This is a genomic window from Curtobacterium sp. 18060 (assembly GCF_902706105.1).
Taxonomy (GTDB): Bacteria; Actinomycetota; Actinomycetes; order Actinomycetales; family Microbacteriaceae; genus Curtobacterium.
The window spans coordinates 14,566-34,544 of record NZ_CACSJV010000040.1 but is presented as its reverse complement, the minus strand read 5'-3'; the positions used below and the strand labels follow the sequence as shown (position 1 = coordinate 34,544).

The 19,979-nt window shown below is 71.3% G+C and carries 16 protein-coding genes; 7 read left to right on the top strand and 9 right to left on the bottom strand.

What is annotated here, in order from left to right:
- The first annotated feature begins 60 nt into the window (after nt 1-60).
- Entirely contained in the window at nt 61-1,284 is a 1,224-nt protein-coding gene (locus GVL05_RS15310; protein WP_159573676.1) for a polysaccharide pyruvyl transferase family protein, read from the top strand.
- Between the two features lie 12 nt (nt 1,285-1,296).
- On the opposite strand, the gene GVL05_RS15305 is transcribed toward GVL05_RS15310, so the two are convergent.
- Together GVL05_RS15305 and GVL05_RS15300 are read right to left on the bottom strand one after the other, a co-directional pair.
- Entirely contained in the window at nt 1,297-2,286 is a 990-nt protein-coding gene (locus GVL05_RS15305; protein ID WP_159573675.1) for a GH25 family lysozyme, read from the bottom strand.
- Nucleotides 2,287-2,378: 92 nt separating this feature from the next.
- Nucleotides 2,379-3,617: an acyltransferase gene (locus GVL05_RS15300; protein WP_159573674.1), complete on the bottom strand. Its 1,239-nt coding sequence runs from the start codon at nt 3,615-3,617 to the stop codon at nt 2,379-2,381.
- 105 nt (nt 3,618-3,722) lie between these two features.
- Here GVL05_RS15300 and GVL05_RS15295 point away from each other — a divergent pair, with 105 nt between their 5' ends.
- Nucleotides 3,723-4,754, top strand: coding sequence for a lysylphosphatidylglycerol synthase domain-containing protein (locus GVL05_RS15295; protein ID WP_159573673.1), 1,032 nt, complete (start codon nt 3,723-3,725; stop codon nt 4,752-4,754).
- 7 nt (nt 4,755-4,761) lie between these two features.
- On the opposite strand, the gene GVL05_RS15290 is transcribed toward GVL05_RS15295, so the two are convergent.
- Together GVL05_RS15290 and GVL05_RS15285 are read right to left on the bottom strand one after the other, a co-directional pair.
- Complete coding sequence (locus GVL05_RS15290) at nt 4,762-6,333, bottom strand: DUF2142 domain-containing protein (RefSeq protein WP_159573672.1); 1,572 nt, start codon at nt 6,331-6,333, stop codon at nt 4,762-4,764.
- Between the two features lie 10 nt (nt 6,334-6,343).
- A complete protein-coding gene (locus GVL05_RS15285; protein ID WP_159573671.1) occupies nt 6,344-6,814 on the bottom strand; it encodes a GtrA family protein in 471 nt (156 codons plus the stop codon).
- A 113-nt stretch (nt 6,815-6,927) separates the two neighbouring features.
- Here GVL05_RS15285 and GVL05_RS15280 point away from each other — a divergent pair, with 113 nt between their 5' ends.
- The 5 genes from GVL05_RS15280 (at nt 6,928) to GVL05_RS15260 (ending at nt 12,800) form a co-directional block, all read left to right on the top strand.
- Nucleotides 6,928-8,064 carry a 5-(carboxyamino)imidazole ribonucleotide synthase gene (locus GVL05_RS15280; RefSeq protein WP_159573670.1) on the top strand — a complete coding sequence of 379 codons (1,137 nt, stop codon included), beginning with the start codon at nt 6,928-6,930 and terminating at the stop codon, nt 8,062-8,064.
- A 274-nt stretch (nt 8,065-8,338) separates the two neighbouring features.
- A complete protein-coding gene (locus tag GVL05_RS20025) occupies nt 8,339-10,000 on the top strand; it encodes a glycoside hydrolase family 6 protein (RefSeq protein ID WP_200849241.1) in 1,662 nt (553 codons plus the stop codon).
- 85 nt (nt 10,001-10,085) lie between these two features.
- Nucleotides 10,086-11,228 (top strand): hypothetical protein, encoded by a 1,143-nt coding sequence (locus tag GVL05_RS15270; RefSeq protein ID WP_159573669.1) that lies wholly within the window; start codon nt 10,086-10,088, stop codon nt 11,226-11,228.
- A 9-nt stretch (nt 11,229-11,237) separates the two neighbouring features.
- Nucleotides 11,238-11,750 (top strand): 5-(carboxyamino)imidazole ribonucleotide mutase, encoded by a 513-nt coding sequence (purE, locus tag GVL05_RS15265; RefSeq protein ID WP_159573668.1) that lies wholly within the window; start codon nt 11,238-11,240, stop codon nt 11,748-11,750.
- 294 nt (nt 11,751-12,044) lie between these two features.
- The gene (locus tag GVL05_RS15260) at nt 12,045-12,800 is read left to right on the top strand and encodes a glycoside hydrolase family 16 protein (protein WP_159573667.1); all 756 of its coding nucleotides are present in this window, start codon (nt 12,045-12,047) and stop codon (nt 12,798-12,800) included.
- An 11-nt stretch (nt 12,801-12,811) separates the two neighbouring features.
- On the opposite strand, the gene GVL05_RS15255 is transcribed toward GVL05_RS15260, so the two are convergent.
- From GVL05_RS15255 to GVL05_RS15235, 5 genes are all read right to left on the bottom strand, one after another.
- A complete protein-coding gene (locus GVL05_RS15255; RefSeq protein WP_159573666.1) occupies nt 12,812-13,954 on the bottom strand; it encodes a glycosyltransferase family 1 protein in 1,143 nt (380 codons plus the stop codon).
- 190 nt (nt 13,955-14,144) lie between these two features.
- A complete protein-coding gene (gene rfbD / locus GVL05_RS15250) occupies nt 14,145-14,996 on the bottom strand; it encodes a dTDP-4-dehydrorhamnose reductase (protein ID WP_159573665.1) in 852 nt (283 codons plus the stop codon).
- Complete coding sequence (rfbB, locus tag GVL05_RS15245; RefSeq protein ID WP_159573664.1) at nt 14,993-15,979, bottom strand: dTDP-glucose 4,6-dehydratase; 987 nt, start codon at nt 15,977-15,979, stop codon at nt 14,993-14,995. The genes rfbD and rfbB overlap by 4 nt, the downstream gene beginning before the upstream one ends.
- Nucleotides 15,976-18,975, bottom strand: a complete 3,000-nt coding sequence (locus GVL05_RS15240; RefSeq protein ID WP_159573663.1) for a hypothetical protein — start codon at nt 18,973-18,975, stop codon at nt 15,976-15,978. Before GVL05_RS15240 ends, rfbB begins: the two co-directional genes overlap by 4 nt.
- A complete protein-coding gene (locus tag GVL05_RS15235) occupies nt 18,965-19,906 on the bottom strand; it encodes a glycosyltransferase family 2 protein (protein ID WP_138803750.1) in 942 nt (313 codons plus the stop codon). Before GVL05_RS15235 ends, GVL05_RS15240 begins: the two co-directional genes overlap by 11 nt.
- Nucleotides 19,907-19,979 lie beyond the last annotated feature (73 nt).

Sequence of the window (19,979 nt, the reverse complement as noted above, 5' to 3'; positions counted from 1 at the left end):
GGGGCGGGACATCGTGCCTTTCCGGGGGTCGCGGGGGACGGTCCGGTAGGCTCTCCACCCGTGCGCGTTCTGATCCACAATAGCGATTCGCCCCACAACCGCGGGGACCGGGCGATCCTCGCCGGCAACGTCGAGCTCGTCCGCCGACGGTGGCCCGACGCCGAGATCGTCTCGCTGTCGCAGTACCCCGAGCGGGACGCCGCGTGGTTCGGGATCCGGTTCCTGCCGGTGTCGCCGTACAGCACCGGCATCGGCGACCTGTTCGCCCTGCTGCGTGCCGCGCGCAGCGCCGACGTCGTCCTGTGGGGTGGCGGCGAGATCCTCAAGGACTACACGAACAAGCTCGGCCTCGTGTACTGGTTCGGCAAGATGCTGCTCGTCCGTGCGGTCAACAAGAACCTGGTCGGGGCCTTCCAGGGCATCGGTCCGACCACCGCAGGCGTCAGCAAGCGCCTGATCCGCGCCACCGTCGACCTGTGCCGCTCGTTCGCCGTCCGCGACGACGAGTCCCGCGAGAAGCTCCTGGCGTGGGGCGTGACGACGCCGATCGTGTCGTCCTTCGACCCGGCCGTCGTCGGCACCGTCACGGCGCCGGACGCCGGCGTGCTCGAGCGCCTGGAGCGCACCACGGGCCTCACCGCCGAGCGTCTCGACGGTTCGATCGGGTTCGGCGTCCGCCGCTGGTTCCACTACAAGCGCAGCGGCTGGATCCCGTTCCGCTTCCTGCCGAAGCGCTTCCGCCAGACCGGCGTCGACAGCGACCGCCTCGTCACCTACCGCCAGGCCGTCGCGGACCTGGCCGACCGTGTGATCGACCGCTGGGACGCCGACGTCGTGTTCTACCCGATGCACATGGAGGCCTCGGAGGGCGATGCCGCCTTCGCGCGCGAGGTCATCGCCCTCATGCAGCACGGCGACCGCACCCACGTGGTCGAGGCCGACGAGTTCTCGCCCGCCGAGTACGCCGGCCTGATGTCTCGCAGCCGCCTGTTCCTGGCGAGCCGCCTGCACTCCGCCATCGTCGCGACCATCGCGGGCGTCCCGGCCGCCGTGCTCTACTACGTCGACAAGGGCCGACTGTTCTTCGAGCAGATGGGCCAGCAGGAGTTCTCGAAGCCGATCGAGGCCGCGCTCGAACCCACGTTCGTCGACGACGTCACGGCACAGCTCGAGGCACTCGACGCGAACCGCGACGCGGTCCGCGAGCAGCTCGCCGACGGCGTCGCCCGGATGGCGACCGCCCTCGACGCCGACTTCGCCGAGGCCACCCGCCAGACCCGCTGACGTCCGGCGGGGCTACTCCGTCTTCTTGGCGAACGCGCGGAGGTTCGCGCCGTCCGCGCTGCGGTAGACGTCCTGGTCGCCGGGGAGCGTCCCACTGGCCGCCCACTGCCAGAAGCGCCATCCGGTCGACTTCCAGCTGGCCCCGAGGGTCCCGGGGCCGGAGAAGTCCTTGACCGGGTAGATCGCGACGAACAACGGGTTCTTCGAGAACCGGATGCTGTTGTTCGTGCAGCGCTTCCACCAGTCGGTCGTCGTGTAGATCGCCGGGTAGCGGTGCGTCTTCTTGTAGACGGTCGCCGAGAAGTCCGCGATCCACGACCGCATCTGCGGCCAGCTCTTGCCGTAGCAGACGCCCTGGGCCGCGGTGCCGTACTCGATGTCGAGCAGCGGGGGGAGCGTGACGCCGTCGGCCGTCCACTGCCCGCCGTGGGCGAAGAAGTAGTTCGCGGTCGCCGCGCCGCTGGCCTTGCTCGGCTGGGCGTACACGTAGCCGCCGCGGATGAAGCCGGCGTTCTTGGCGTTCCGGTACTGCGACGCGTACGTCGAGCTGACGTACGAGACGCCCTCGGTCGCCTTGATGTAGGCGAAGCGAGCGCCGAGCCCGTAGGCCGCCGTGAAGTCGACGTTCGGCTGCCAGGCGCTGACGTCCATGCCGTTGATCTTGCCCGTCGGGCGCTTCGCCGCGGCGGCGACCTTCGTGTTCGTGCCGAGGGGCGTCGGCCCGACGGGCAGGTCGGCGGCCACCCGGGTCTGCCCGGCGTGTGCTGCGATGCCGGCACCCATCACGTGGTTGCCGCTCGCGTCCATCTCGGCGACGGACGGCCCGGTCGTGGTCGTGCTCCCGGTCGCCGTCGTGCCCGCGCTGGTGCCGGCGCTCGGGCTGGTCGAGGCCGTCGCGGTGCCTGCTGTCTCGGACCACGCCGGACCGGCCACCAGTGTCATCGCCCCGGCCACCACCGTCGCCGTGCCCAGGCCGAGGAGTCTTCTGCTGGATCTGCGCATGCGTTCTCGTCTTCCTCGTCGAGATGCGTGGAGCCCTGTCGCCCACGTCGCGTCCGAGCCATGGTAGCCGCCGAGTCGCGGGGCCTGGCCGCTCAGCGCACGCTGGACTCGCGCACCGGCTGGACGGTCTCGACGGTGGGGATCGGCTCCCGCGAGGCGACCTCGGCGGCGGCGTGACGCTGCCGCTGGTTGAGGAAGTTCCGCTCGACCAGCCACCAGAAGCCGACGCAGAGTGCGATCGTCACGGGCACCACGACGACGACCATGACGAGGAACTGCCACTTCGTCGAGAGCCCCAGGGGCAGCAGGAGCAGGTTGCCGAACGCCAGCAAGGGGCTGTGGAAGAGGTAGACCGAGTACGAGACGAGTCCTGCGAGGACGAACGGCCTCCAGGCGAGGAACCGCGAGAACCAGGTGTGGTGGCCCGTGACGGCGGCCACGCCGAGCCACGTGAGGACAATCCCGGAGAGCACGCCGATGGCGATCTCCGACGGCCAGGTCTGCTGCTGGAAGTACAGACGACGCGAGGCGAACATCAGGACCATCGCAGCGGTCGCCGCGACGACGAGGGTGCCGGTCACCCAGCCGGTCCACCGCGGCGCGAGGAACCGGAGCCGTCCCTCGAGGTGCGCGTCGCGGGCCCGTACGGTGATCGCCGCCGCGAGCATGCCGATGGCGAAGAGTCCCACGAACCACGGGTGCATCGAGGCGTACCGGTTCTCGACGCCCATCCAGAGTCCGGCCGCGACGAGGACCGAGGTCGTCACCCATCCGCCGAGCAGGCGCCACATCGGCAGGATGAGCAGCGCCATGAGGAAGTAGATCTGCCACTCGATCGCGACGCTCCACATCGGCCCGTTGATCTTGCCGATGTACGTCGGGAAGAAGTCGTGCACCAGGAACAGGTGCGTCAGGAACGCGCCCCACCCCATCGGGAGCTTCGTGTCCCACTGCGTGCCGTTCGGGTTGTGCATCACCGGTACGAACAGGACCACCACGGCGAAGAGCACGAGCGCCGCCCAGTAGGGCGGGAGGATCCGTCGGGCACGTCGCCAGATGAACTTCCAGAAGCCGCCGGGCACGCGGTAGCCGTCGGAGCGGGTCATCACCGGCAGCATGAGCACGTAGCCGGACAGCACGATGAACAGTGGGACACCGAGGTAGCCCCACCCGATGATCGGACGCATCCACGGCATGTCCGTCTTCGCGGCGTCGGTGAGGCCGGTGAACAGGTACGTGTGGTGGAACACGACGGCGAAGGCTGCGAGTCCTCGAAGCCCGTCGAGGTACGTGAACTCGAGTCGGGCGCTCTCCCGTGGCTGGTTGGGCAACGGCATCCTCGTGTCGGTGTTCGGTCGGTCGTGTCGGCGGCAAGTTTCGCACACACCGGAGCGGCTAGCATGACCTGAGCTCAGCAGCACCGGCAGGAGACCCGTTTGTCAGGAACCACCAGCGACGCCCCGGCCCCCGAGGGGAAGCGTCCGCCGTCCTGGCGACGGTTCCTCGTCAAGGCGGTCCCGATCGTCTTCTACGTGCTCCTCGCGGTCTTCCTCCTGCTCTACGTCCGCAGCGTCGACTGGGGCCAGCTCGCCGGCCTGGACTGGCAGTGGTCCTGGGTCGTCGTGGCGACGCTGATCAGCCTCGGGTTCCGCTACTGGGGCGTCGGCATCTGGTTCTACCTGCTGCGACGGCTCGGCGCGACCGGCCTCAAGGGCTCCGGCGTGACGCTCACCTACGTGTACGCCAAGTCCTGGATGGGCCGCTACATCCCCGGGGCCGCGACCTGGATCATCGGCAAGGTCTACTTCGCCTCGAAGCACGGTGTCTCGAAGGCCCGGCTCGGCGTCAGCGGCCTGCTCGAGGGTGCGCTGCAGATCGCCGCCACCCTGGCCCTGGCGCTCGTGCTGCTGCTCATCGACCCCCGCACGCACGCGCTCGACCCGTGGCTCATCGCGCTCATGGTCGCGGCGTTCGTCGGCTGTGTCGTCTGCCTGATCCCGCGGGTCTTCGTCTTCCTGATCGGCATCGCGCTGAAGATCCTGCGCCGCAAGCCGCTCGAGGCCGACGTCCGCCCGAACCTCGGCACGGTGCTCGGCGGCGCCGGGCTGTACGTCGCCGGTGCGATCCTGTCGGGCACCGCGTACTACTTCATCACGCTGGCGGTGTACCCGACGCTCCAGCTCAGTGACGCAGCGTTCGTGATCGGTGCCGCCAGCATGGCCTCGGCGATCAGCATGCTCGCCGTGTTCGCCCCCGGTGGCCTCGGCGTCCGCGAGGGCGTGCAGGCGCTGCTCCTCGCCATCGTGATGCCGGTGCCCATCGCCCTCGTCGTGGTCGTCGTCACCCGCGTCTGGAGCCTGGCGGTCGACGGGCTGTTCCTGCTCTGCGCCGCAGCACCGACCTGGTTCCGCCGCGGCCGCCCGACCGACGACCCGTCCGCGGTGGAGGGCAGCGCCCCCGCCGCGTGACGCCAGGTCACGACGCGGGCACGGCCACCCGACGGTCGGCGCGGGCGACCTGAACGACCGACGTGACCAGGCCGACGGCCACCAGCGCGACCACGACCACGAGCACCGCTGGCGGCACCGGCCCGATCTCGGAGTAGCGGAGCAGCCCGCGGCCCGTCACCGGGAACAGGGCGGCGTTCCAGAACCACGCCGACGCCACCGCGAACCCGTACACGCCCACGGCGGGCAGCAGGACGGCCAGGGCCACCGCGACCCACGAGCGTGCGCGTCCGGCGGGTACCAGGCGACGCCAGGCCAGAGCGCTCAGCACGATCAGGCACAGGATCGCGGGGAAGTAGTAGCGGCCCTGGGTGGCGGCGACCTCGGTCGTCCGGAGGTACGCGCCCGCGCTCGTCTCGTTCTGGATGCCGATGAGCAGTGCCGGGAACACCGCCAGGCACAGGGCAACCCGCAGGTCCGGGCCACGCCGGAACGCCCAGCCGACCAGGACGACCAGGACGATGATCGTCAGGACGGCGGTGAGCAGGTCGCCCATGCTCACCTGTGCCCGTGCACCGAAGCTGCCCCAGAACGTGCGTGCCAGGGTTCCCCAACTGACGTCGAGGAAGTGTCCCAGGGTCGGGTGCTCGCCCGGTGGGAAGTCCTTCGGCGGCCGCATGGACGCGTAGCCGTTCGGCTGGATCCGGCCGTAGGCGAACCAGTTGTGGACCCACCACCAGGCGCCGATGCCCCCAGAGACGGCCATCGCGACGACGGTGCGCACCACCCGTTGCCGCAGGGACAGCACCCCGGCACCGGCGAAGAGCACGACGACGGCGACGAACGGCACCGCGGGCAGACCAGTCCCCTTGATCCAGACCAGGGCACCGAGGACCGCCGCCAGGGCGATCGTGGTGCGCCACCGGGTGTCGCCGGTCAACAGCCGGGTGGCGAGCCAGACGACGACGCCGGCGACGAGCAGCACGGGGGCGTCGTTCGAGAACGATGACCCGATGGACGCGAGCTCGGGCGTCGCGAACACCGCGAGCCCGCCGACGAGCGCGGCGCGCGGGGAACGGGTCACCCGGCGGACGGATGCCCACGCGAGCAGGGGGAGTGCGGTGACGGCCAGGACGTCGGCGAGTCGGAGCGCGATGAACGCCCGGTCCCAGCGCAGGTCGCCGAAGTCCACGGCCCGGAGCACGGCGGCACCGGCGAGGTAGGCGGTCGGCGGGTGCTGGGTCATCTGGTTCACGGTCGCGGACGGTCCGGGAGCGTTCTGCAGCAGCTCGCTGACGGTCGACCACTGGCTGGACGGCTTCGTGGCCAGCTCGGTCTTCGCGGCCTCGACGGCGTTCGTGACGTGCAACGCACCGGGGGCGGCCCAGGCGTCGCCGAGTGCGACGTGCACGGCGGCGTCGATGTGGGCGGTCTCGTCCGGAGCCTGGAAGACCGGGACGACCAGCGCCCAGGCGACGAGCCACAGGCCGAAGGTGGCGGTGACGACCGCGATCGCCACACGCTCCCAGGGAGCGGTGCGGGGTGGCGCGGTGGTCGGGGTGCTGTCGCGGGTGCGGGTGGTGGTCTCGTGGGCCGTCACCCGATCGATCCTAGAGCGCGTCCTGACGTGCGACGTCGGCGGCCGCGGGCACCGTGGCGGTGCGTTCGGGGTGGTACACCCACACCTTGTAGAGCCAGAAGCGGAACACCGTGCCGAGCACGAGGCCGACGATGTTCGCGACGTTGTCGGCGAAGACCGAGGTGAGTCCCATCGCGTAGTGGGACACCCCGAGGCACGCGAGCGCGATGACCATGCCGCCGAGCGACACGACGACGAACTCGACGCCCTCCCGCGTCGCGACCGCACGGCGCTGCTCACGGAACGTCCAGTACCGGTTGCCCATCCAGTTCACGAAGATGGCGACCACGGTCGAGATGACCTTCGCCCAGAACGGCCCGGAGTGCACGTCGTCGGGGTTCAGGACGGTGATGCGCAGGACGTTGAACACCGTGGTGTCGACGACGAAGCCGACGGCGCCGACCACGCCGAAGCGTGCCAGCTGGGCAATGAGGCGCCGCACGTGCCCTCCAGGATCCGTAGAGTTGTCGCGGGTCGTGCACAGTGCGACCCGAACAGCGATTGTAGACAACGCGTTCACCCCGGTCGGTGTGAACGCCGGAAGGATCACACAGCATGGCGTTGCGCGTCGGGGTCATCGGCGGAGGACAGCTGGCACGGATGATGGTGCCGGCGGCCGTCGAGCTGGGGATCGACATCCGGGTGCTCGCCGAGGGGCCGGGCATGTCGGCCGCGATCGCCGCCACGGCCGAGGGCGACTACCACGACGTCGAGACCGTGCTGGCGTTCGCCCGCGAGGTCGACGTCGTCACGTTCGACCACGAGCACGTGCCGCAGGACGTCCTGCGCGCCCTGGTCGACGCCGGTGTGGCGGTCCGCCCCGGCCCGGGCCCGCTGGCCGTCGCGCAGGACAAGATCACGATGCGCTCGAAGCTCAGCGAACTCGGTCTCCCGGTGCCGGACTGGGCCGCGGTGCACGACCCCGACGAACTCCGCGCGTTCCTCGACGAGCACGGCGGCCGCGCGGTCGTGAAGACACCCCGCGGTGGCTACGACGGCAAGGGCGTCCGGGTCGTGTCGGACCCCTCGGACGTCGACGACTGGTTCATCGCGGTCGCCGAGGCCGGCGGCGGGCAGGCGCTGCTCGCCGAGGAGCTCGTGCCGTTCACCCGCGAGCTCGCGCAGTCCGTCGCCCGTCGCCCCTCCGGCCAGGTCGTCGCGTGGCCGCTGGTCGAGACCGTGCAGCGCGACGGGGTCTGCGCCGAGGTCATCGCCCCCGCGCCCGACAGCGCCGGACGCATCGCCGACGTGACGGAGTCGATCGCGGTCCGCATCGCCGAGGAGCTCGGGGTCACCGGGGTCCTGGCCGTCGAGTTGTTCCAGACCGCCGACGAGCGCATCCTCATCAACGAACTCGCGATGCGACCGCACAACACCGGCCACTGGACGATCGACGGTGCGACGACGAGCCAGTTCGAGCAGCACCTGCGCGCCGTCCTCGACCTGCCGCTCGGTGCCACCGGGTCGTTCGCCCGGGCCGCCGTGATGGTCAACGTGCTCGGCGGACCGGCCGACGGCGACCTCGCCGCCCGCTACCCGGCCGCGCTCGAAGCGTTCCCCGAGGCGAAGTACCACTTCTACGGCAAGGCACCGCGCCCCGGTCGGAAGATCGGCCACGTCACGGTGATCGGCGACGACGTCGACGACGTCGTCTACCGGGCGCGCGCCGCGGCGGCGCACTTCGACGACTGACACCGGGTCCGTCGACCGGGCGGATGACGGACTGGGCCCACGCCGCCGGTAGCGGAGCGACGCGCAAGCGGTGGTCCGGCCGTGCCGGTGGGGGGAGGCCCGTGGCCACGCCACCACGGGCCTCCCGTCCGTCTGCGGGTCGCGTCCAGGGCGCAGGTGCGTCCCCAGGACTGCCGACACCCGCTCGGGTGGCACCCGCACTGGCGGGTGGTGACCGGCAGCGGCCCGTGTTCCCATGGACCGGTCAGGGGTCGACCGTCCGAGGAGTGTGTCCATGCGCCGCCGTCCGCGCCGTGCTGTCGTCTGCGGCACCGCCGTCGCACTCACCGCCCTCGCCGGCGCGCTGCTGGCGGTGAGCGGCGCGTCCGCTGCCACGTCCGCCCCGACGATCCGGTCCGCATCGGCTGCGTCGCTGTACGGTGCCGGTCCGTACCGGTCACCCACGAGCGAAGCAGCCAAGGCGGCCACCGCGCTCGCCACCGCGGACCCCGCCGGTGCCGCCGCAGCCTCGACGATCGCGCGGTACCCCGTCGCGACCTGGCTCGGCGAGTGGACCCAGGGCGCCCAGTTGACCAAGACGATCAGCGCTGCGGTCACCGGCGCCGACGACTCCGGCACCACCCCGGTGTTCGTGTTGTACGCGATCCCGGACCGGGACTGCGGCGGGTACTCCGCCGGCGGGTTCTCGGAATCCTCCTACGACGCCTGGGTCGACCAGGTGACCGCCGCGCTCACTGGGCACCGCGCCGCCGTGATCGTCGAGCCGGACTCCCTCGCGATGCTCAGCAACGCGAAGTGCAGCACCTCGCTCGACGACCAGCGCTACCGGATCCTCTCCCGCACCGTCGCCGGGCTCACCGCCGCCGGGGTGCCCGCGTACCTGGACGCCGGCAACTCGAACTGGGTGCCGCCGGCGACCATGGCGGCCCGGCTGGACAGCGCGGGCGTGCAGCAGGCCCGCGGGTTCTTCACGAACGTCGCCAACTACTACCCGACCGCCCAGGAGCAGGCCTACGCGCAGAAGGTGTCCGCTGCGACCGGTGGCTCGCACTACGTGATCGACACCTCGCGGAACGGACAGGGCTGGCGCGGGACCTGGTGCAACGGTCCCGGCGCCGGACTCGGCACCTCGCCCCGGGTCGTCGCCGACGGCACCGCACTCGACGCCCTGCTGTGGGTGAAGACCCCCGGCGCGAGCGACGGCACCTGCAACGGCGCCCCGGCCGCGGGCAAGTGGTGGTCCTCCTACGCCCAGGCCCTGGTCGCGAACGCCCGCCTCGGAGTCCCCGCGGCCGACCTCGCTCCGCAGGGATCGCTCGAGGTGGTCGCCGGCACCGGTGGTGGTGTCCGGGTCCGGGGTTGGGCCTTCGACGAGGACGACCCCACCCAGCCCGTCCGGGTCCGCGCCACGGTCGACGGCGTCGCCGCGGGAGCCGTGACCGCCGGACTCCGCCGCAGCGACGTCGACGCGGCCGCTGGTGTCGGGGCGACCCACGGCTTCGAGGCCGTCGTCCCCGCTGCTGCCGGCGCTCGCCGGGTCTGCGTGACCGCGGTCAACATCGGCGCCGGCTCGGACACCACGCTCGGGTGCGCCACCGTCCGCGCCTTCCGGCACGATCCGTACGGCTCCCTCGAGTCGGTGCAGGCGGTGTCCGGCGGTGTGGCCCTGCGCGGCTGGGCGTTCGACGGCGACGCCGTGACGACCGCGACCTCGGTGGTGGTCAGCGTCGACGGACGGCGGGTGCAGTCGTTGTCAGCGGGCCGGACGCGCGCCGACGTCGACCGGACCTGGGGTGCCGGTGCTGCGCACGGGTTCGCCGGTACGGTGTCCGTCACGGCGGGCAAGCACAAGGTCTGCGCGGTCGCCCGGAACGTGGGGCTCGGGGCGGACCGGCTCGTGGGTGCCTGCCGGACGGTGACGGTCGGGCGGCGCTGACGGTGCGGCGCTGACGGTGCGGCGCTGACGGTGCGGCGCTGACGGTCCGGCGTGGCGAGGTCGCTCCGTGCGGGATGATGGGCGCATGCCGCGTGATCTCGTCCGCCGGGCCGCTCGCCGACTGCGCCGAGCCGTCATGGGCGCACCCGCCACCGCACCCGCCGCCACCGCACCCGGGCCGCGAGTCGCCGTGCCCGTGCCCACACCGCTGCCGGTCCTGGGCTACGTCGTCGCGGGCGGCGGCGGCGCGCACCCCGCGTCCGCCCACGTGCGGGTCGTCCGGCGGACCGAACACCTGGCCGCGAGCGGGACCGCGGGGGTCCGGCAGGTCGACCCCGGCGCGTTCGTCGACGGGACGGACACGACCCCGTACACCGCGGTCCTCGTCCAGCGGGACAACCTGCCGCGCAACGCGGTGCAGACGTTCCTCGACGTGGCCGCAGCACGGGGGATCCGCGTCGTCGCAGAGGTCGACGACGACTTCTTCACCGACTCCGGACGCGAGCGGTTGTCGCGGGCCGAGTACGACCCGGACCGCCTCGCCTCGATCGATGCACTGGTCCGCGGCGCCGACGTGGTCGTGGTGAGCACGCCGGAACTCGCCGACGTCGTGCGTCCGGTCGCGCGCGAGGTCACGGTGGTACCGAACGCCCTCGACCCCGGACTCTGGACACCCGGATCGACCGAGGACGACGACGAGCGCCCGCACGGCGAGCACCGGGTGCTCTACATGGGCACGCTCACCCACGCGGCCGACCTCGAACTGCTGCGCGACGTCTTCACCGACCTGGCCACCGCCGACGGCACACCGATCCGGCTCGAGGTCATCGGGGTCACCGACGAGGGCGGCGCCGACTGGTTCCGCCGTGTGGAGGTGCCGGACGGCCACTACCCGGCGTTCTCCCGCTGGCTCGTGGCGCACCGCGAGCGTTGGCGGGCCGGCGTCGCGCCCCTCCGCGACGAGGAGTTCAACCGCGCCAAGAGCGACCTGAAGTTCCTGGAGTACACCGCACTCGGACTGCCCGCGGTGGTCTCCGACCGGCCTTCGTACGCCGTGGCACGAGCCCACGGCGCCGTCGCGGTGCCGGACGACGTCGGGGCCTGGCGCGATGCGGTGCGCGCCGCCGTCGAGCGCGGGACGGCCGATGACCGGGCCGTCCGGTGGGTCACCGAGGAGCGCACGATCGGCCGCGACGACGACGCCTGGCGCCGCGTGCTGCTCGGCTAGGCTCGTCGCGTGACCGACACCGACGCACCCGTCCAGCCGCTCGTCTCGATCATCATGGGGTCGGACTCCGACTGGCCGACGATGCGTGCCGCGGCCGACATCCTCGCCGAGCTCGGCATCCCGTTCGAGGCGGACGTCGTGTCGGCGCACCGCACGCCCGACAAGATGACCCGGTTCGCCCGCGGCGCCGCCGAGCGTGGCATCCGCGTCGTGATCGCCGGTGCCGGTGGCGCCGCGCACCTGCCGGGCATGGTGGCGTCGATGACCACGCTGCCCGTGATCGGCGTCCCCGTGCAGCTCGCACGGCTCGACGGCCTCGACTCGCTGCTGTCGATCGTGCAGATGCCGGCCGGCATCCCGGTGGCGACGATGGCCATCAACGGTGCCGCGAACGCCGGACTGCTCGCCGCGCGGATCATCGGCACCTCGGAGCCCGCGGTCGCAGCTTGCCTGACCGACTACGCCGACGGCCTCGAGCGACTCGTCGAGGAGAAAGCTGCGCGTCTGCGCGACTCCCTCTAGGGACCCGCACGACGGCGTCTCCGCAGCAGACCGCAGCGACAGACGGCGTCTCCGCAGCACACCAGAGGCTGCTGCGCTCCTCCCCAGAACGGGGGACGCAACACGGTGCTGATCAGCACTTTCTCGGCGTGGACGGAACGTTCTGCAACCCCCGCGTACTGGGGATACGTCGGCGCTGTCAACCCCGCGCGCGGGCTGCACTTCGCAACTACGGTGAACGGCGGGTGGTCGAGATCCGGCCACCCGGCACCCACGGGAACGGGTGCGAACCGTCACGTCAGGGAGTGACAGCTCATGCAGCAACACGCAACCAAGCGGGCCGCGCTCACCGTCGTGCTCCTCGGCGCCGTGCTCGTCGCAGGACCGTTCGGGTCGGGGACCGCAGCGTCCGCCAGCTCGGCACCGACCGCGGACGTCGGGGCGTTCAAGCTCACCTTCCGCGAGAACTTCAACACCCCTGCGGCCGCCAACGGCGTGTTCGCGAAGACCTACGCGAAGTCGTGGCAGCCCTACCCGGACGGCACCGGGGGGATGTACTACTCGGGCGCGCAGATCAGCGCGCACGACGGGTACATGGACGTGAAGCTGGACGGCAAGCACGGCTCCGCCGGGACCTTCGGCACCCCGACCGGGGCATGGGGACACAAGGGCGGGAAGTTCATCGTCCGCGCCAAGGCCCTCGGCGGCAACGGGAACGGCGCGGCCTTCATGCTGTGGCCCTCGTCGGACAAGTGGTCGGACGGCGAGATCGACTACCCCGAGGCGAACTTCGACCAGAAGCCGATGCTGCACCACCACTCGATGACGCCCGGGCAAGAGGCCAACGCGACGAGCATGAGCACCGGCGTCACGTGGCGCTCCTGGCACACCTACTCGATCGACTGGGTGCCGGGGAAGTCCGTCAGCTACCGCCTCGACGGCAAGGTGATCAAGAAGATCACCAAGCACGTGCCGAAGACCGCGCACCGCTACATGTTCCAGGTGGGCAACTGGGGCGCCACCGGGCACCTGTGCATCGACTGGGTCGCCACCTACGCCTACAAGGGCTGACGCCCGAGGCGTCAGAGGTCGGCGTGCAGCTGCCAGGTCTCGGCGGCCGAGTCGCTCCAGTCATACATGCGGGCCCGGTCGGGTCCGGCGACGGCGAGCTGCCCGGCCAGCATGGGGTCGTTGACCACCTGGTAGACCGCCTGCGCGATCCGTTCCGGGTAGGAGTCCCGCGGGCTCCGTGCGACGGTCACGCCGGCGTCCGACGCGACTTCGGCCACGGCGGGGTCGTCGGAGTGGATGACCGGGGTCCCGAAGCTCATCGCCTCGATCACGGGTAGCCCGAACCCCTCGGCGAGGCTCGGGAACACGAACACCGTGGCTCGGTCGTAGACGACGGCGAGGTCGGCGTCGTCGATCCGTCCGAGCACCTTCACCCGGTCGCGGGCGAGCCCGGCGCGTTCGGCGGTGCCGTACACGTCGACGTCGCCCCAGCCGTCCGGGCCGGAGATGACGAGCGGGATGTCGGCGGGGGCGTCGGGGTGCGCGAGCGCCTCGATCAGGGACCCGAGCGCCTTGCGCGGTTCGAGCGTGCCGACGGCCAGTACGTAGCGGTCCGGCAGGCCGAGACGCTCGGCGCGCAGGTCGGCGTCGACGGGCAGCCGCAGCCGACCGCTCGGGGCGCCGCCGATGACCCGGAGTCGGTCGTCGAACCGGTGGATCTCGTTCAGCGCGCTCGCGACCGCGTGGGTGGGCACGACGACGGCATCGGCGTGCTTCCACGCGCGCTTCACCATCGCCTTGTGGAAGTGGACGCCGCGGGGCGTCAGGGTCTCGGGGTTCGTCCACGGCACGGTGTCGTGCACGGTGACGACGGTCTGCCGGCCCGGGTCCTGGAAGCGGTCGTGCTTGACCAGGGGAGCGAGGACGCTCGGCGCGTGCACCATGCCCTTCGCGATGCCACCGACGAAGCCGCCCTGCCACGCGAGCGAGAGTTCACGGCGGGCCAGCGGCAGACGCTGCAGGTCGGACAGACCGGGCAGCAGCGTGCGCAGGTGGGCCATCTCGTCGGAGCCGACCGCCGACACGACCCCGGCCACGTCGCAGCCGGTCGGCGCGTTGGCGACGAGGTGCCGGGCGAGCTCTTCGGCGTACCGCCCGATGCCGCCCGGAACGGGGGCGACGACCTGGTCGACGAGGACGTGGAGGGTGGTCATGGTGCTGGTCTCCTCGTCGTGGTGATGGGGCCGAGGACCGGCCCGGCGCCCGGCTGCCCGACCCTACCAGGGCGGGCGGGCCGGCCCCTGAGCGCCGCCGGCGGGGTGCGGCAGGGGACCGAGACGGGAGGCCCGGATCACGTCCGCGACGCGGCGGACGTGATCCGGGCCTCCCGGCCGACTGCCGTGCCTACGCCGTCAACGCTCCTGCGGCCACCGCGGCGCGCAGCGCCTCACGCCAGTCGCGCATCGGCGCGAGGCCGGCGCGCGACCAGCCGTCGTGTCCGAGCACGCTGTACGCCGGGCGCGGCGCCGGACGGACGAACGCCGCGCTGTCCGTCGGCAGGACGCGCTCGGGGTCGAGCCCGAGCTCGGAGTAGATGGCGCGGGTGAAGTCGAACCACGACCCCTGCCCGGCGTTCGTGCCGTGGTAGACGCCAGCGGGGGCGTCCCCGTCGACGAGCTCGACGATCCGCGCGGCGAGGTCGCCGGTCCACGTCGGCTGACCGACCTGGTCGGTGACGACGCTCACGGTGTCGTGCGAGCCGGCCAGCCGGAGCATCGTCGCGGCGAAGTTCGGCCCGTGCGCACCGTAGATCCAGGCGGTGCGGACGACGTACGACGTGTCCGGAGCGATCTCGCGCACGAACGCCTCGCCCGCGGCCTTGGTGCGGCCGTAGGCGTTGATCGGGTCGGTCGGCGCGTCCTCGGCGTACGGGGCGGTGCCGTTGCCGTCGAAGACGTAGTCCGTCGACACCGTGACGAGCTTCGCACCGTGGCGGACCGCGGCCTCGGCCAGGAGCTTCGGGCCGGTCGCGTTGACGGCGAAGGCGTCGTCCTCGTGGTCCTCGGCGTCGTCGACCTTCGTGTACGCGGCGGAGTTGATCACGACGTCGTGCCCGGCGACGGCGGCGTCCACCGCGGCCGGGTCGGTGATGTCGAGCTCGGCGCGCGAGCGTGCCGTGACGTCGCGGCCGGCGAGCGCGGCCTGGAGGTCACGGCCGAGCATGCCGGCGGCGCCGGTGATGAGGTACCTGGTCATGCGATCGCTGCGCGCTCCTTGAGCGGCTCCCACCACGAACGGTTGTCGCGGTACCACTGCACGACGTCGGCCAGGCCCTGCTCGAAGGGGACCTGCGGCTCGTAGCCGAGCTCGGCCTGGATCTTCGAGATGTCGACCGAGTAGCGCAGGTCGTGCCCGAGCCGGTCGGCGACGCGGTCGACGTACGACCAGTCCTTGCCGGTGGCGTCGAGCAGCAGCTGCGTGAGCTCCTTGTTGGTGAGCTCGGTGCCGCCACCGATGTTGTAGATCTCGCCGGCGCGGCCGCGGGTCAGGACCATCGCGATGCCGCGGGTGTGGTCGTCGACGTGCAGCCAGTCGCGGATGTTGTTGCCCTCGCCGTAGAGCGGGACGTGCACGTCGTCGATGAGGTTCGTGACGAACAGCGGGATGACCTTCTCGGGGAAGTGGTACGGCCCGTAGTTGTTCGAGCACCGCGTGATCGACAGGTTCAGCCCGTGGGTGCGGTGGTAGCTGCGGGCGAGCAGGTCGCTGCCGGCCTTCGACGCCGAGTACGGCGAGTTCGGTTCGAGCGGGCGCTCCTCGTCCCACGAACCCTCGCTGATGGAGCCGTAGACCTCGTCGGTGGAGACGTGCACGAAGCGCTCGGTGCCGTGGCGGAGCGCGGCGTCGAGCAGACGCTGGGTACCGACGACGTTCGTCTCGACGAAGATGCCGGAGTCGCGGACCGATCGGTCGACGTGGGACTCGGCGGCGAAGTGCACGATCGCGTCGACCGTGGGGACGACCTCGTCGAGCTTCGCGGCGTCGCGGATGTCGCCGTGCACGAAGGTGTAGCGGGGGGAGTCCGCGACCGGGGCGAGGTTCGCCTCGTTGCCGGAGTAGGTGAGGGCGTCGTAGACGACGACCTCGGCGCCCTCCAGGCCGGGGTAGGCGTCCTGCAGGGTGCGACGGACGAAGTTCGAGCCGATGAATCCGGCTCCGCCGGTGACGAGGATCTTCACGTGGTCTGGTTCCTTTGCGTTGCCGTTGGCGTTGGATCGACTGCTGATTCTAGGGTGTCGGCCGAACGGTCGTCGGGACCGTCCGTCGCGTCGCCGTCGGGACCGGTGACCGGGCCGTCGCCGGGGTCTGCCGGTCGGCGTCGTCGGCGGCGCCGGACGGACACGGACACGAGCACCGAGGCGGCGACGGCCACCAGGATCGCGCCGCCGGAGACCAGGCCGCCGATCGCTGCGCGGGGGACCGCGTAGTGCAGGCGGACGGTGTGCTGGCCCTTCGGCACCCAGACCGCGCCACCGGCGTTGTCCGCCGTGACGAGGTCGCTGGGTTCGCCGTCCACCGTGGCGCTCCAGCCGGGGCGCAGCACCGAGTCGGCCACGACGAGCCAGCCGCCCGCGGACGCGTCGACGTCCGCCACGGTCTCGTTCGTGTCGCCGTCCTGCAGATCGACGGCGGCGTCGCCGCCCCCGGCCGTGTGGTCGGGCGTGCGGTTCAGGACGACCGTGTCGTCGGGCAGTGACGGGTCCGCGAGCGTGCGGATCCGGTCGGCGGCCGTGGTCACGACCTGCTGGTCCGACGCCCACCGCACCCGGTCGAGCGCCGAGTCACGCTCGTAGACGGTGGCGTCGCCCGTGTGCACGACGGACACGCCGTCGCCGGAGACCGGTCGGGTGATGCTCATCACCGCGTGGCCGTCGTCGTCGGTGCCGATCGGCACGAGCTTCGACTGCCCAGTGATCGTGATGCGGACGTGCCACTTCGTGTCCGCGGGGATGTCCGAGCCGGGCAGGGCGATGTTCCGTCCGCCGCCGAGCGCCGGCACCCAGCTCTCGGTCTTCGCCAGCGTCTTGCCGGTGCCGTCGGCGATCACCGCGACCGTCATGGTCATGCCGCCCTTCGACGTCGTCAGCGCCGGGGGGCCGGTGATCGTGATGCCGTTGAGCGGTCCGCTGTTCGTCGCCGAGTCGACCGACGGGTTGTCCGCGGTGAGGTCGGACCACTTCGTCTGGGAGTCGCCGTCCTCGGTGGTCCCGGCGAGCGGTGCCGAGGGGTCGGCGACGAGGTACTTCGTCGCGACGCGGTCGAGGATCGGCGACTCGACGAGGGACGGGATCAGGTTGGGCGAGAAGCTCAGGTACGTGGCGGTGGGGTACGTGTCCGGGTCGAGCGACCGCATGAGCTGCTTCCACTCCTTGGTCTGGAACGCGTGCCCCGTGACCGAGCGGATCCCGTAGTACGTGGCCGAGCCGGGCAGCGTGGCACTGCCGGTGGTGGCGTAGCGCTCCTGGTCGGAGACGTTCTGCTGCAGGTACGCGAGCGCCGGCGTCGTCGGGTAGAAGGTCGAGAGCGACGCGATCGGCCACCACTTCTGCGTGGCCGAGATCGCGGGGACGACGACCATCGCGGCGATCGCCACGGCCACCAGGACGTGGACCACGCGCGACCGGAAGAACCAGGCGAGCAGCACGGCGACACCCACGGCGGCGCCGATGATGCCGACCGTCAGGGCCTCGACCTTGGTCTGGTGGACGTACTCGGTCGGGACCGCCTCGAGCGCGAGCATCGTCTGCAGCCCGATGGACAGCGTGAACAGCACGACGAGGACGATCGCGACGATCCGGCCGGTCCGGCGGAGCGGGCTCGCGGCACGGAAGCGGGCGAGTTCGTCACGCAGGGTCTCCGGCTCGACGACGCGACCGAAGCCGATGCCGGCGAGTGCCGCTGCGAAGAACCCGACGACCACGCGGGCGCGACCGATCGGGTTGCTGTCGAAGACGGGGAGTTCCCGGGCCGCGGCGAGGATCGGGCCGCCGAGGAACACGAGCACGACGCTGAAGGCCAGCATCGCGGCGACGATCGTCAGGACACCACGGGTGCGACGGCGGGCGAGGATGCCTCGGTCGGCCGACAGCTGGCTCGTGGCCGGACGGATGAGCACCGCGGCGGCGATGAGCACGACCGCGGCGATGCCGATGTAGGAGTACTCCTCGACCGGGTTGCGGTTGCTCCACGCGGCACCGGAGCTGCCGAGGAACGAGACGTCGGGGATCCACGACGTGACCATCGGCCGCGACCCGAGTCCGCTCCCGCCGTGCTGTCCACGGCCGCCGAAGTCGACGACGTTCGAGGCGCTGATCGCGAAGGGCAGGAGTTGCCACGCCGAGAGCAGCAGGCCGAAGACGATGCCGCCCACGGCGATCAGTCCGCTGAGGACCACGCCCCGCAGCGCACGGTGGGCGACGATCGTGCGGGCCAGGAAGAAGATCCCGCCGACGAAGAGGCCGTAGCCGACCACGGCGGGGAAGCCGCCGAGCAGCATCGAGGCCACGACGGCCCCGACGCCGATGACGTCGCGCGCCCGGAGCTCGACCGCGGCACGGTCGATGGCCCAGAAGAGCAGGGGGATGAACGCGGCGACGCGGGTCTGCGGCCAGTTCGACCACGCCACCATGAAGCCAGACGAGGCGAAGACCAGCGAGGCGATCGGCCAGGCGGCTCGTGGGACGCTCCACCGGCGCAGCAGGAGCGACATGCCGACGGTGACGGCCACGATCTCGAGCAGCTTCACCGCACCCGGCGCGTAGCTGAACGGCAGGATCCACCACGGCAGCGACAACGGTGACCACGCGCCGGAGTTCGGCACCCCGCCGAGTTCAACGCCACCGGCGACGAACGGGTTCCACGCGGCGAACACGCCCTCGTGTGCGCTCCGCACCAGCAGCGTGGTCTGCGGGAACACGCTGTCCAGCGTGTCGCTCGTCAGGATGTTGGTCGACCCCGTGGTGGTCTCGAAGGACTCACCCCACGGCGTGTACCGGTTGAGCAGGCCGGTGTTCAGGAAGGTGCCGTGGCCGATGAGCGCGGGCCCGATCGTGAACACCACGAACGCCACCAGTGCTGCCCATGCGACGATCTCCACCCATCCCTGGGGACGGCGGAGCCAGAGCGCGAAGCGGGTCCGTCGGTCGAGGCGGTCCGCCACGCGCTCAGTCGCCATACCGCTGCAGCTTCTGCAGGTCGAGCTGTTCTTCGGCCAGGGTGCGGTTCAGTCGCGTCAGGTCGGCGACGACCCCGATCACGACCGCCAACAGGGCGGTGATGAGCAGGACCACGCCGAGGATGATCGACTGCAGGTGGTTCCCGCCCGTGTGCATGGCGAGGAGCACCAGGTAGCGGACGAGCGGCCAGGCGCCGAGCGCACCGAGGATCGCGGCGACCCAGGCGAACAGCGCCATCGGGCGGTACATCAGGTACACGCGGGCGATGGCGGACCCGGACTGGAACATGTGCTGCCAGATGTTGCTGAACAGCCGCGACTCGCGGGTCTTCGGGTTCGTCGTGATCGGGATCGAGGCGATCGCCAGACGCTTGTACCCGGCCTGCACGATGGTCTCCATGCAGTAGCTGAAGCGCGTCACGATGTTCAGACGGATGAGCGAGTACTTGGAGTACGCACGGAAGCCGCTCGCCGCGTCGGGCAGGTCGAGTCCGGCTGCGCGCGACGCCACCCAGGAGCCGAAGCGCTGCATGAGCTTCTTGAACCCGGAGAAGTGCTCGATCGTGCGCGTCTGGCGGTCGCCGATGACGATCTCGGCTTCCTGGCGGAGGATCGGCTGCACGAGCTCGGCGATCTGCGCCTGGGGGTACTGGTTGTCGCCGTCGGTGTTCACGACGATGTCGGCGCCGTGGAGCAGGGCGTAGTCCACCCCGTCGCGGAACGACCGGGCGAGACCCATGTTCGTGGTGTGGTGCACGAAGTGCCGCACTCCGTGCTCCTTCGCCACCTCGACGGTGCGGTCCGTGCTGCCGTCGTTGATGACGAGGACCTCGATCTCGTCGATGCCGTCGATCTGCCGTGGGATGGAGTCGAGGACGCTCGCGAGGGTGTTCTCCTCGTTGAGGCAGGGGATCTGGATGAAGAGCTTCACGGGTACGCAGTGTCTCGTTTCTGGGTTCCGGCAGGTGCGCGAGGCCAGGACAGCCTATGCGACCGCAGGGATC